The sequence below is a fragment of the Saccharopolyspora sp. MMCC62 genome (assembly GCF_057736575.1).
Genome location: NZ_JBYKCM010000001.1, coordinates 250,350 through 262,877, shown reverse-complemented (window position 1 = coordinate 262,877; position 12,528 = coordinate 250,350). Strand labels below are relative to the sequence as shown.

The following is a 12,528-nucleotide window of genomic DNA, read 5'->3' as shown; positions in this document are numbered from 1 at the left end:
GCCCACCCGAGTCGGCCGAGCGGCCCACCACCTCGCAACCACTCCGAGGTGAGCGGCCCATTCGCCCACCCTGGTCGGTCGAATGGGCCACCCACCCGGTGACCTCTTCGAGGTGAGTGGGCCATTCGCCCACTCTCGTTGGTCGAATGGGCCACTCACCTGGTGATCTCTTCGGGGTGGGGGACGTGGCCGGGTCGGACCGGGGCCGGAGGTTTGAGCGGGCGCGGCACCGGGGAGGCCGCCAGGTGGAACCGATGTTCGGAGGCCCCGTTGTGACCTACGTGATCACCGAACCGTGCGTGGACGTGCTGGACCGCTCCTGCGTGGACGAGTGCCCGGTGGACTGCATCTACGAAGGCGGCCGGATGCTCTACATCCATCCGGACGAGTGCATCGACTGCGGCGCCTGCGAACCCGTCTGCCCGGTGGAGGCGATCTACTACGAGGACGACGTCCCGGAGGAGCAGGCGGCCTACACGCAGGCGAACGCGGAGTTCTTCGCCGAGCTCGGCTCCCCCGGCGGGGCGGCGTCCGTCGGCAAGGTCGACCGGGACGTCCCCCCGATCTCGGGGCTGCCGCCGATGGCCTGACCCCTCCGAGGTGAATGGCCCACTCACCCCGTCCGCCGGGGCGAGTGGGCCATTCACCTGCCGGTGTCAGGGCGCGAGTTCGCGGCGGAGGTCGCGCTTGAGGACCTTGCCGGTGCTGGTGCGCGGCAGCGGGCCGGTGCGCAGGTGCACGTGCTCGGGCACCTTGAACGCGGCGAGGCGTTCGCCGACGTGCGCGCGCAGGTCGTCGGCATCGGTCTTCGCGCCCTCGTGCAGCCGGACCACGGCGGCGACCTGCTCGCCGAGTTCGCGGTGCGGCACGCCGACGACGGCCGCGTCGGCGACGTCGGGGTGCTCGAACAGGGCGGCCTCCACTTCGGCGCAGTAGACGTTCTCGCCGCCGCGGATGACGATGTCCTTGATCCGGTCCACCACGTGCACCCGCCCGTCGGTGACGTGGCCGAGGTCGCCGGTGCGGAACCAGCCGTCGGTGAACGCGGCCGCGGTGGATTCCGGGTCGTTCCAGTAGCCGCGCACCACGTTGGGTCCGCGGAACCACAGCTCGCCGATCTCCCCGTCCGGCAGGTCCTGCTCGGTGCCGGGGTCGACGACGCGCAGCTGCGCGCCGGGGACGCAGCGGCCGACGCTGTCGGGGTGCTCGACGTACTCGGGACCGGTGTTGTTCACCACCGCCGAGGTGGTCTCGGTGAGCCCGTAGCCGTTGCCGGGCGCGACGTCCGGGGCGAACGCGGTGTGCACCAGCCCCACCAGGTCCGGCGGGATGGGCGCCCCGCCCATGCTCACGACTTCCACTGTGGACAGATCGCCGCCGGCGTGCCGGGCGAGGTCGCGCAGCACGGTCGGCACTCCGGCCAGCGTGGTCAGCCCCTCCCGCCGCACCAGGTCGATGGCCGCTCCGGCGTCCCAGCGGTACAGGGTCGCGAGCTTCGCCCCGGCCAGGGTCGCCGAGCACATCCCGGACAGGCCCGCGATGTGGAAGATCGGGAAGGTGAGCAGCACGCCGATCCGCGCGTCGGGGTCGGGTTCGATTCCGGCGGCGAGCTGCCCGGCGCGGCGGCCGAGCGCCATGTTCCACAGGTTCGTGCAGTGGTTGCGGTGGCTGGCGACGGCGCCCTTGGGGCGTCCGGTGGTGCCGGAGGTGTACATGATGGTCGCGTCGTCGTCGGGCGCCACGACCACGTCGGGCAGCGAGTCCGCGAGTTCGAGGCCTGCGAGCAGTTCCGCCCAGCAGCGCACCCCTTCGGGCGGGCTGTCGCCGCGCACCTGCACGACTTCGAGGGCGCCGAAGTCGGGGGCCAGCTCGGCCACCCGTTCGGCGTCGGCGAACAGCACGCGGGCCCCGGAATCGGCGAGCGCGTAGCGCAGTTCGGGCCCGGTCCACCACGCGTTCAGCGGTACCGCGACGAGGCCGGCGGCCTGCACGGCCCAGAAGATCGGCGCCCATTCCGGGTAGTTGCGCATCGCAATGGCGACGCGGTCGCCCGCGTCGAGGCCGAAGTCGGCGCGCAGGCTGCGGGCCAGTCCGACGGCGGTCCGCAGGTGTTCGGCGTAGCTCCAGCGCTGCTCGCCGAACACCAGGTAGTCGGCGTCGCCGTGGGCCGCGGTGCTGATCAGCACGTCGCGGAGGGTCTGCGGTCCGGTGGCGTAGACCCGCATCGGGATGCCGCGCACCTCGGCGTCGACGAGTTCGAACTCGCCGCCCGGCCCGGTGAGCTCCGCCAGCAACCGCTCCCGATCCGCCATGCCGCGACTCCTCCCCGGTCCACGCCGACCGGTCGACTCCACGATCGGATCCAGTCTGCGGTACCGGCCGGTCTCGGGACCAGCCCCCGAACCGCCGCAGCGGCGGGCACCTCCGGGCGAACGGGACGATCACGGCCAGGGCGGGAGGAATTCCGGGTAGTCGGCGGAGACGGAGCCGGGGAAGTCGGCGGGGCGCTTCTCCAGGAACGCCCGGACTCCTTCGGCGACGTCGGGTCCGGCGCCGAGGTGGTGGATGGTGCGGGAGTCGAGGCGGTGCGCGTCGAAGGGGCTCGCGGCGCCGAGCATGCTCCACAGCAGTCGGCGGGTGGCGGCGACGGCGACGGGCGCGGTGCCGTGCACGATCTCGGCGGCGATGCCGTGCGCGGTGTCGAGGAGTTCGCCGTCGGGGACGACGCGGGAGACCAGGCCGCCCGCCTTCGCTTCGGCGGCGTCGAAGACGCGACCGGTCACGGCCCACTCCATCGCCTGCGAGATGCCGACGATGCGGGGCAGGAACCAGCTGGAAGCCGCTTCCGGGACGAGACCGCGACGGGCGAACACGAAACCGAAGCGGGCGGATTCGGCGGCGATGCGGATGTCGGCGGGCAGCAGCATGGTCGCCCCGACGCCGACGGCGGCCCCGTTGACGGGTTTCTTCGCGGCGGCGATGCGCAGTGCGCAGGTGCCGCCGCCGTCGCGGGGCACGCCGTCCGGGGTGTTCTCGGGCAGGTCGGCGCGTTCCCGCGCGTCGAAGGTGCCCGCGCCGCCGCTGAGGTCGGCTCCGGCGCAGAACGCGCGGCCTTCCCCGGTGAGCAGCACGACCCGCACGTCGTCGTCGGCGTCGGCCCGGTCGAACGCGTCGATCAGCTCCCGCCGCATCACGTCGGTGAACGCGTTCAGCGCCGCGGGCCGCGCCAACCGCACGGTCGCCACCCGCTCCACCACCGAGTACGAGATCTCCGAGTACTCCACAACCACCCTCCAGCCACCCCGCAACGCCTTCCTGTCAGCGGCGAAGCCGCTGAGCAGCGACCACCCGATCACCCGGCACCGCCGCGGGTTCTCAGTCGACTTCTCGCGAGGACAGCGATTTCTCCTGTGGCGGAGCCACCGGTGAAATCGATCCCGCAGCGAGAAGTCGGCTGAGGTTCCGCCACCCGACCCCCGAAGCAGAACGACCTCAGACCAACTCCAGAACAGTCGCGTTGGCCTGGCCGCCTCCTTCGCACATGGTCTGGAGTCCATACCTCGTCCCGGTGTCCCGCATGTGGTGGACGAGCGTGGTCATGATCCGGGCCCCGCTGGCGCCGAGGGGGTGCCCGAGCGCGATGGCGCCGCCGAGCGGGTTGAGGGTCTTCGGGTCGGCGCCGATCTCGGCGAGCCAGGCGAGCGGGACGGGCGCGAAGGCTTCGTTGACCTCGAAGGCGCCGATCCGGTCGAGCTCGATCCCGCTGCGCCGCAACGCTTTGCGGGTGGCGGGGATGGGTGCGGTGAGCATGATGACGGGGTCGTCGCCGGCGAGCGAGGCGGTGTGCACGCGCGCGAGTGGGCGCAGCCCGAGCTGGACGGCCTTCTCGCTGGTGGTCATGAGCAGGGCGGCCGAACCGTCGCTGATCTGCGAGCTGTTGGCGGCGGTGATGACGCCGTCCTCGCGGAAGGCGGGTGTGAGCCCGGCGAGCTTGTCGGTGGTGCCGCCGCGGCGGATTCCTTCGTCGCGGTCGACGATGGCGCCGTCGGGTGCGGTGACGGGCAGGATCTGCGCGTCGAAGGCACCGGCGTCCTGCGCGGCGGCGGCCTTCTCGTGCGAGGCGAGGCTGAACTCGTCGAGCTGGGTGCGACTGAGCCCCCAGCGCTCGGCGATCATCTCGGCGCCGATGCCCTGGTTGGGCGGGTCGCCCTGGTAGCGGTCGAGCAGCCGGGGCCCGAAGGGGTCGGCGCCCTGCGCGGAGGTGCCCATGGGGACGCGGCTCATGGATTCGACGCCGCCCGCGACGACCACGTCGTAGTGCCCGGCGATGAGCCCGGCGGCGGCGAAGTGGACGGACTGCTGCGAGGAGCCGCACTGCCGGTCGACGGTGACGCCGGTGACGGTGTCCGGCCAGCCCGCGGCGAGCACGGCGTTGCGGGCGATGTCGAGGGTCTGCTCGCCGACCTGGCCGACGCAGCCCCAGATGACGTCGTCGACCTCGCCGGGGTCGAGGCCCGCGCGGTCGACGAGTCCGCCGAGGACCTGGGCGGACAGGTCGACGGGGTGCACGCCGGACAGCGCGCCACCGCGCTTGCCGACGGGGGTGCGGACGGCTGCCACGATCACCGCGTCACGCATGGTGTTCCTCCCACCGATAAAAACGGTCAACTCTGACCGTCAACGACGTGGCACGGTCCGGCGTGACGGTCACGCGGACGCGTACCGGGATTTCAGGGCGCCCTTCACCAACTTCCCGGTCGGCGTGCGGGGCAGTTCGGCGAGGAAGTCGACGCTGCTGGGCGCCTTGTAGTGCGCGATCCGGGCGCGCACGAACTCCAGCAGCTCCCGCTCCAGCGCCGGACCGGGTTCGGCACCGGGCGCGGGCTGCACCACGGCCTTCACCGCCTCGCCCATCTCCGCATCGGGCACGCCGATCACCGCCACGTCGGCGATGCGCGGGTGCAGCGCCAGCAGGTCCTCGACCTCCTGCGGGTAGATGTTCACCCCACCCGAAATGATCATGAACGCCTTGCGGTCGGTGAGGAACAGGAAGCCCTCGTCGTCGAGGTAGCCGACGTCGCCGACCGTCGCCCAGCCCGGATGCGCCGGGTGCCGCGCGGAGCGCGTCTTCTCCGCGTCACCCCAGTACTCGAAGGCCTGCTCGTCGCGCGCGAAGAACACGGTGCCGACCTCGCCGGGCGCCAGCTCGCGGCCCTCGTCGTCGCAGATCCGCACTTCGCCGAGCACCGCGCGGCCGACCGAACCCGGTTTCCGCTGCCACTGGGCGGAATCGATGAACGTCATGCCGATGCCCTCGGTCGAGGAGTAGTACTCCAGCAGGATCGGTCCCCACCAGTCGATCATCGCCTGCTTCACCGCCGCCGGGCAGGGCGCGGCCGCGTGCACCGCGACGCGGTGGCTGGAAAGGTCGTAGCGATTGCGCACCTGCGCGGGCAGCTTCAGCATCCGCACGAACATCGTCGGCACCCACTGGCTGTGCGTGACGTGATGGCGTTCGATGGCGCGCAGCGCGTGCTCCGGGTCGAACTTCTCCATCAGCACCACGGTTCCGCCGAGCGCGTGCGTCGAAGCGCAGTAGCGCAGCGGTGCCGCGTGGTAGATCGGAGCGGGCGACAGGTACCGCGAGCCGGGCCCGATCCCGTACAGCTGCGCGACGACGGGGGTGAGCACGTCGCCTTCCTCGTGCACCTGCCGGTCGGGCAGCTCGGGCCGGATTCCCTTGGGACGCCCGGTGGTTCCGGAGGAGTAGAGCATGTCGGCGCCGCGCGGCTGATCGTCCGGCGGGCGCGGCGAGGATGCGGCCAGCACCGCCTCGTAGTCCGCGAACCCGGCGACCTCGCCGCCGAAGGCGAGCCGCACCCGCACCCCCGGCACCAACGCGCCGACCTCGGCGGCGACCTCCGCGAGGGCGGCCGAGACGACCAGCGCGTCGGCGCCGGAATCCTCGACGACGTAGGCGACCTCGGACGCGGTGAGGTGGCTGTTCACGGCGGTGATGTAGAGCCCGGAGCGGACCGCGGCCCAGTACACCTCGAACGCGGGCGGGGTGTTGTCGGTCAGCAGCGCCACCACGTCGCCGCGGCGCAGCCCGGCACCGCGCAGCGCGTGCGCCAGCCGGATCGACCGCTCTTCCAGCTCCCCGTAGGTCAGCCGCTCGCCCGAACCCGCCATGATCACGGCGGGCCGGTCCGGGTCGGTCGCGGCGTGGGCACCTGGGTACATGCGGTTCCTCCTCGAACCTCGACCACGCCGCGGGCCTCCGCCACCCGGCGAAGCGGCGGAGGCCACGGCGGAACCCGGTGCGGGCACCGGGCCCGGCCCGAGCCTGGCACCGCCGCACCACGACGGTCAATGCCGACTGCTACGGCTACGGGACGGTTTCCCCGCCGGGTACGCTGACCGGGTGGTTCGGTCCGATACGGCTAAGACGACGGCTCCCGGCGCACCGCGCACCCGCGAGGAGCGCACCGCCGACAGCAGAGCGCTGATCCTCGATGCCGCGGTGGACTGCCTCATCGAGCACGGTTACGCGGGCGCCTCCACCTTGGTGATCCAGGCGAAGGCGGGGGTGTCGCGCGGGCGGCTGCTGCACCACTTCCCGTCCCGGGACGGCCTGCTGGTGGCGGCCGCGCAGCACCTGGCGAACACGCGGCTCGCCCAGACCAGCGTGCACGCCGAGCAGAAGCTCGCCGACGAACCGGACGGCCCCGCGCGGGTGGACCGGTGCATCGAGCTGCTGTGGGAGACGTTCCAGGAACCGCACTTCTGGGCGGCCATGGAGCTGTGGACGGCGGCACGCACGAACCCGGCGCTCGGCGCGGCGCTGCTGCCGGAGGAACGCGGGCTGCGCGCCGCGATCCGGACCGCCACCGACGAGATCTGGGGCCCCGCGGTGCGCGCGCACCCGCGGTACGAGCTGCTGCGGGAACTGCTGTTCACCAGCATGCGCGGCGCGGCGATGCCCTACGCCTTCGAGGACCGGTCGCCCGCCACGGATCCGCATCTGGCGCTCTGGAAGGACTTGGCGCGCAGGCTGCTGTTCGACGAGGACTGAGTTTTGGGGATGCCCACCCTGTCGCGTAGGGGTGGGGCGCCGGAACCTCAGCGGGGTTCGCGCTGCGGGATCTTTTTCCCGAGTGGCTCCGCCATGAGGGAAAAGCCGCCCTCGCGAGAATCCCGCTGAGAACGCGCGGCGATGCCGGTGTCTTCGGTGGTCGTCGGCTCAGCGGCTTCGCCGTTGACAGGAAGACGGCACGAACCGGCACGCGCGTTCGCGGGCCGAGAATCAGGGTTCGGCTCGGGAGAGGGCTGGTGGGAGTGCTGCGGCGGTGAGGAGGGCCAGCTTGTCGGCCGAGTCGGTGCCCGCGTCCGGGTGGTACACCACCAGCATGATCCCGTCGGTGCCGGTGATCAGCAGCTTCTCCCGGTTCAGCGTGAGCTCCCCGACCTGCGGGTGGGTGAACCGCACCGCGGCCCCGGCCCGCGGCCGCACGTCGTGCCGCGCCCACAGCCGCCGGAACAGCGGGCTGGCCAGCGACAGCTCCCCGACCAGTTCGACGCAGCGCGGGTCGTCCGCGTCGCCGCCGACGGCCTCGCGGAACCCGGCCAGCAGCGCGGCGGCCGCACCCTCCCAATCCGGGAACAGCGCCTGCTCCCCCGGTTCCAGGAACACGTCGTGCAACCGGTTGCGGCCCGCCGTCAGGAACGGGGACAGCGCCGTGGCCGGCGGGTTCGCGGCGAGCACGTCGCAGCAGCGGCCCTCGACGAACGCGGGCAGCGGCAGCGAGTCCACCAGCTTCGCGGTGCTCGCCGGGACGACCTCCTTGCGGCGGCGGGTGCGGCGCGGCTTGTCCGCGGCCAGGCCCAGCAGGTACTGCCGCGCGTCCTCGTCGAGCTGCAGCACGCGGGCCAGCGACTCCAGGACCTGCACCGACGGATTCCGGTCCCGGCCGCGTTCCAGGCGCAGGTAGTAGTCGGCGCTGATCCCGGCCAGCATCGCGACCTCCTCGCGGCGCAGCCCGGGCACCCGCCGCACACCCAGCACCGGGATGCCCGCGTCCGCCGGGGTGACGAGTTCGCGGCGGGCGCGCAGGAACGCGCCGAGCAGATTCTGGTCGCTCATTCCCCCACCGTAGGCCGCGGGCCGGACCGCAGCCGGGGTCCTGCCGGTCCCCCCGCTGAGCAGGGCTCTGGTCCGGTACCGGGACCGGTCGGATCGTGGTCGGTGGCAACTCCACGACCTTCGGAGCGAACGACATGACTCAGCAACGCGTCCTCGTCACCGGCGGGTCCGGTTTCCTCGCCGGGCACTGCCTCCTCGAGCTGCTGCGGCACGGCTACCTGGTGCGCACCACCGTGCGGTCGGTGCGGCGGGAGCGGGCGGTGCGCGCGACGCTCGCCGAGGCCGGTGCGGTGCACGACGAGGCGCTGAGCTTCGCCGAAGCCGACCTCACCTCCGACGCGGGCTGGGCCGAGGCCGTCGCCGGGTGCGACTTCGTGCTGCACGTCGCCTCCCCGGTGCGGCCCGGCCCGGTGGCCGACGAGGACGACCTGATCGTCCCCGCCCGCGAGGGCGCGGTGCGGGTGCTGCGGGCCGCCCGCGACGCCGGGGTGCGGCGGGTCGTGCTCACCTCCGCGTTCCACGCCGTCGGCTGGGGACATCCGCGGACCGGACGCACCTTCACCGAGCAGGACTGGACGGTCCTCGACGGGCCGGGGGTGGACGCCTACGGGCGGAGCAAGACCCTCGCCGAGCGGGCGGCCTGGGACTTCATCGCCACCGAAGGCGGGGCGACGGAGCTGGTGACGATGCTGCCGGTCGCCGTGGTGGGGCCGGTGCTGGGCGAGGCGATCTCCGGACCGAACCACATCATCAAGCGGGTGCTGGACGGGGCGCTGCGCGGCTTCCCGGACCAGTGGATCCCGTTCGTCGACGTGCGGGACGTGGCCGCCGCGCACGTCGCGGCGATGACCTCGCCCGACGCCGCGGGCGAGCGGTTCCTGCTCGCCGGTGATCCGCCGATCTCCCTCGCCCAGGTCGGCGCGGTGCTGCGGGAGCACCTCGGCGACGCGGCGCGGCACGTGCCGCGGCACCGCATCCCGAGCGGGCTGCTGCGGTTCGCCTCGGTGTTCTCCCCCGGGCTGCGGCCGGCGCTGGCCGACCTCGGCCACGCCCGCCAGGCGTCCGGCGAGAAGGCCCGCCGCGTGCTCGGCTGGCGGGCGCGCGGCGCCGAGGAGGCGATCGTAGCGGCGGCGGAGAGCCTGGTGGCGAAGTCGCTGGTGAGGGCCTGATCCGCGCGTCAGGCTCGGCTCGGCTCGGCTCGGCTCGGCTCGGCTCGGCTCGGCTCGGCTCGGCTCGGCTCGGAGTGAGCGGACCGTTCGTGCCGTCCGGTTGTTCGAACGGCCCGTTCACCCGATGCCCGGTGAGCGGCCCGCTCCCTCTCCCGCCGCGCACCTGGGTGAACGGACCGTTCATCCACTCCCGTCGGTCGAACGGACCGTTCACCCCACCCCGGGCGCAACCGGACGTGCACGACCCGCTGTCCGGCGTGACGGGACCGTTCAGCCCGTATTTTGGCGAACGGTCGTTCGCTCAGCGCGGGGCCATCCGGATGGCGCCGTCGAGGCGGATCACTTCGCCGTTGAGCATCGGGTTCGCGACGATGTGCTCGGCGAGCGCGCCGAACTCGTCGGGTTCGCCGAGCCGCGAGGGGTGCGGGACCTGTTCACCCAGCGAGGCCTTGACCTCTTCGGAAGCGCCCGCCAGCAGCGGCGTGTTGAACAGGCCGGGCGCGATGGTGACCACCCGGATGTGGTGCTCGGCGAGGTCGCGGGCGATCGGCAGGGTCATGCCGACGACGCCGCCCTTGGACGCGGAGTAGGCGGCCTGCCCGACCTGGCCGTCGAAGGCGGCGGCGGAGGCGGTGTTGATGATGACGCCGCGCTCCTCCCCCACCGGGTCGTGCGCGATCATCCGTTCGGCGCCGAGGCGCAGCACGTTGAAGGTGCCGATCAGGTTGATGTTGATGATCTTCGTGAAGGCGGCGAGCGGGAACGCGCCGTGCTTGCGGCTCACCACCCGCAGTGCGTTGCCGAGCCCCGCGCAGTTCACGACGACCCGCAGCGGCCCGAGCTCCTGGGCGGCGTCGAGCGCCGCGGCGACCTGGTCCTCGTCGGTCACGTCGGCGGCGGCGAACCGAGCCCGCTCGCCGAGCTCGGCGGCGACCTGCTCGCCCGCCGAGGTGGGCAGGTCCAGCAGCACGACGCTGCCACCGGCTGCGACCAGCCGCTTCGCGGTGGCCAGCCCGAGCCCGGACGCTCCTCCGGTGATGACTGCGACGCCGCCGGCGATGTCCATGCGCTCCTCCTCGTCCCGGCGAGGCCACCCGAGCCCCGACCAGTCAGCAATGACCGTTTTCTACGGCACCCGGCACGCCGACCGCAAGAACCCGCCGCGAACCGAGGCGAACGGACCGTTGAACCGACCAGATCGGACGAGCGGCCCGCTCACCCAGCCCGCCAGGCACGAGTGAACGGACCGTTCGACCAACCGGATCGGACGAACGGTCCGCTCACCCACCCCATCGCCGAGATGATCTCAACCGCTCCCTGAGTGAACGGACCGTTCGACCAACTAGATGGGACGAACGGTCCGTTCACTCCGCTTCCCCCTCGTACTGGAGTGAACGGGCCCTTCTGCCAACCAGATCGGACGGACGGTCCGCTCACCCACCCCGCCGCCGAGACGGTCTCCGGCGGGGTTCGGGTGAACGGACCGTTGAACCAGCTAGATCGGACGAACGGTCCGTTCACTCCGATCCGCGGGGTGGGGCGACACATTTCGGGGTGGCGTCTCGTTGTTCTCAGGTCACCCGGACCCGTCGTCAACGCCGAGGAATCGCCGATGCACAGCACACGCCCCACCGGTACCGGCATGACCAGCAGCGACCAGATCGCGCGGCACGCCCGCAAGATCCCCGACGCGATGGCGTTGCGGTTCGGCGACGCGAGCCGCACCTACCGGGAGCTGGACGAGCGGTTGAGCAGGCTGGCGAACGCACTGCTGGCACGCGGGGTGTCGGCGGGCGATCGGGTCGCGGTGCTGGGCTTGAACGGCATCGAGGTGGTGGAGGCCTACCACGCGTGCGGCCGGCTGGGCGCGATCTGCGTGCCGATCAACTTCCGGCTGGTGCCGGACGAGGTGGCGTACGCGCTGACCGACAGCGGCGCGGTCGCGGTGGTGGTGGACGCGGCACTGGCCCCGGTGCTGGCCAAGGCGCGCGAGCAGGCGCCGGAGCTGCGCGCGGTGCTGGTGATCGGCGAGGCCGACGCCGACGCGGAGGGCTACGAGGAGGCGCTGGCGGCGGCCGACCCGGACTCACCCGGTATCGACGTGGCCGAGGAGTCGCCCGCGTTCATCATGTACACCTCGGGCACGACGGGCCGCCCGAAGGGCGCGGTGCTGACGCACCACAACCTGCTGATGCACTCGTTCAGCATGATGGCGCACCTGGGCACGCCCGCCGGGGAGCGGGTGGGGATCTCGGGTGCGCCGCTGTTCCACATCGCCGGGGTCTCCGGGATGATGCCGAACGTGCTGCTGGGGGGCTGCACGGTGCTCTCCCGTTCGGGCCGGTTCGATCCGGCGGAGGTGGTGGACGTGCTGGAGCGCGAGCGCGTCACGGACTGCTTCTTCGTTCCGGCGCAGTGGCAGGCGATCTGCTCGGTGCCGGGCGTGGGCGAACGGGACTGGTCGGCGCTGCACCGCTTGTCGTGGGGCGCGGCGCCCGCATCGACTCCGTTGCTGCGCCGCATGATCGAGCTGTTCCCGGACGCGGAGGTGGTGACCTCGTTCGGCCAGACCGAGTGCAGCCCGGTGACGACGCTGCTGCGCGGGGAGGACGCGCTGCGCAAGATCGGGTCGGTGGGCACGCCGATGCTCAACGTCGAGGTCCGCGTGGTGGACGAGGAGATGAACGACGTCCCGCGCGGCGAGGTCGGCGAGATCGTGTACCGCGGCCCGACGGTGATGCAGGGGTACTGGGGCAAGGAGGCGGAGACCGCGGACGCGTTCGCGGGCGGCTGGTTCCACTCCGGCGACCTGGTGCGGGAGGACGAGGACGGCTACTACTTCGTCGTCGACCGCAAGAAGGACATGATCATCTCGGGCGGGGAGAACATCTACTGCGCCGAGGTGGAGGACGTGCTGGCCGGGCATCCGAAGGTCGGCGAGGTGGCGTTGATCGGCGTGCCGGACGAGCGGTGGGGCGAGACCCCGCTGGCGGTGCTGGTGGCCCGCGATCCGGCGGATCCGCCGACGCCCGCGGACGTGGAGGCCTACTGCCGCGAGCACCTGGCGGGCTACAAGCGCCCCCGCCACATCTCGGTGATCGCGGAGCTGCCCCGGAACCCGAGCGGGAAGATCCTCAAGACGAAGCTGCGCACCGCCCGCGCGGACGGCGAACTCCCGGACACCTGATCCGGGTGGACGGCCCGCTCGCGGGCCGG

The 12,528-nt window shown here is 72.5% G+C and carries 10 protein-coding genes; 4 read left to right on the top strand and 6 right to left on the bottom strand.

Features of this window, described 5'->3' with window-relative positions; translation table 11 throughout:
• Positions 1 to 272 precede the first annotated feature (272 nt).
• On the top strand, positions 273 to 590 hold the full coding sequence (fdxA, locus tag AC29IT_RS01225; protein WP_488217903.1) for a ferredoxin: 318 nt from the start codon (positions 273 to 275) through the stop codon (positions 588 to 590).
• A 66-nt stretch (positions 591 to 656) separates the two neighbouring features.
• Here fdxA and AC29IT_RS01220 read toward each other — a convergent pair whose 3' ends face one another.
• From AC29IT_RS01220 to AC29IT_RS01205, 4 genes are all read right to left on the bottom strand, one after another.
• Positions 657 to 2,312 (bottom strand): class I adenylate-forming enzyme family protein, encoded by a 1,656-nt coding sequence (locus AC29IT_RS01220; protein WP_488217520.1) that lies wholly within the window; start codon positions 2,310 to 2,312, stop codon positions 657 to 659.
• Between the two features lie 129 nt (positions 2,313 to 2,441).
• Entirely contained in the window at positions 2,442 to 3,284 is an 843-nt protein-coding gene (locus AC29IT_RS01215) for an enoyl-CoA hydratase-related protein (protein WP_488217902.1), read from the bottom strand.
• A 208-nt stretch (positions 3,285 to 3,492) separates the two neighbouring features.
• The gene (locus AC29IT_RS01210) at positions 3,493 to 4,638 is read right to left on the bottom strand and encodes a thiolase family protein (RefSeq protein ID WP_488217519.1); all 1,146 of its coding nucleotides are present in this window, start codon (positions 4,636 to 4,638) and stop codon (positions 3,493 to 3,495) included.
• A 69-nt stretch (positions 4,639 to 4,707) separates the two neighbouring features.
• Positions 4,708 to 6,243 (bottom strand): acyl-CoA synthetase, encoded by a 1,536-nt coding sequence (locus AC29IT_RS01205; RefSeq protein ID WP_488217518.1) that lies wholly within the window; start codon positions 6,241 to 6,243, stop codon positions 4,708 to 4,710.
• Positions 6,244 to 6,424: 181 nt separating this feature from the next.
• Between AC29IT_RS01205 and AC29IT_RS01200 the strand changes: the two genes are divergently transcribed.
• Positions 6,425 to 7,075 (top strand): TetR/AcrR family transcriptional regulator, encoded by a 651-nt coding sequence (locus tag AC29IT_RS01200; RefSeq protein ID WP_358438937.1) that lies wholly within the window; start codon positions 6,425 to 6,427, stop codon positions 7,073 to 7,075.
• A 231-nt stretch (positions 7,076 to 7,306) separates the two neighbouring features.
• Here AC29IT_RS01200 and AC29IT_RS01195 read toward each other — a convergent pair whose 3' ends face one another.
• The gene (locus AC29IT_RS01195) at positions 7,307 to 8,143 is read right to left on the bottom strand and encodes a helix-turn-helix domain-containing protein (protein WP_488217517.1); all 837 of its coding nucleotides are present in this window, start codon (positions 8,141 to 8,143) and stop codon (positions 7,307 to 7,309) included.
• A gap of 134 nt (positions 8,144 to 8,277) precedes the next feature.
• On the opposite strand from AC29IT_RS01195, the gene AC29IT_RS01190 reads away from it, so the two are divergent.
• Complete coding sequence (locus tag AC29IT_RS01190) at positions 8,278 to 9,312, top strand: SDR family oxidoreductase (RefSeq protein WP_488217516.1); 1,035 nt, start codon at positions 8,278 to 8,280, stop codon at positions 9,310 to 9,312.
• A 301-nt stretch (positions 9,313 to 9,613) separates the two neighbouring features.
• Here the strand turns inward: AC29IT_RS01190 and AC29IT_RS01185 are convergent, their stop codons facing one another.
• Positions 9,614 to 10,378: a 3-hydroxyacyl-CoA dehydrogenase gene (locus AC29IT_RS01185; RefSeq protein WP_358438928.1), complete on the bottom strand. Its 765-nt coding sequence runs from the start codon at positions 10,376 to 10,378 to the stop codon at positions 9,614 to 9,616.
• A 546-nt stretch (positions 10,379 to 10,924) separates the two neighbouring features.
• Here AC29IT_RS01185 and AC29IT_RS01180 point away from each other — a divergent pair.
• Entirely contained in the window at positions 10,925 to 12,499 is a 1,575-nt protein-coding gene (locus AC29IT_RS01180) for a long-chain-fatty-acid--CoA ligase (protein WP_488217515.1), read from the top strand.
• Positions 12,500 to 12,528 lie beyond the last annotated feature (29 nt).

Coding starts and splice junctions, on each gene's coding strand:
- AC29IT_RS01220 (WP_488217520.1), bottom strand. CDS start 2,312: ATGGCGGATCGGGAGCGGTTGCTGGCGGAGCTCACCGGGCCGGGCGGC.
- AC29IT_RS01210 (WP_488217519.1), bottom strand. CDS start 4,638: ATGCGTGACGCGGTGATCGTGGCAGCCGTCCGCACCCCCGTCGGCAAG.
- AC29IT_RS01205 (WP_488217518.1), bottom strand. CDS start 6,243: ATGTACCCAGGTGCCCACGCCGCGACCGACCCGGACCGGCCCGCCGTG.
- AC29IT_RS01195 (WP_488217517.1), bottom strand. CDS start 8,143: ATGAGCGACCAGAATCTGCTCGGCGCGTTCCTGCGCGCCCGCCGCGAA.
- AC29IT_RS01190 (WP_488217516.1), top strand. CDS start 8,278: ATGACTCAGCAACGCGTCCTCGTCACCGGCGGGTCCGGTTTCCTCGCC.
- AC29IT_RS01185 (WP_358438928.1), bottom strand. CDS start 10,378: ATGGACATCGCCGGCGGCGTCGCAGTCATCACCGGAGGAGCGTCCGGG.
- AC29IT_RS01180 (WP_488217515.1), top strand. CDS start 10,925: ATGCACAGCACACGCCCCACCGGTACCGGCATGACCAGCAGCGACCAG.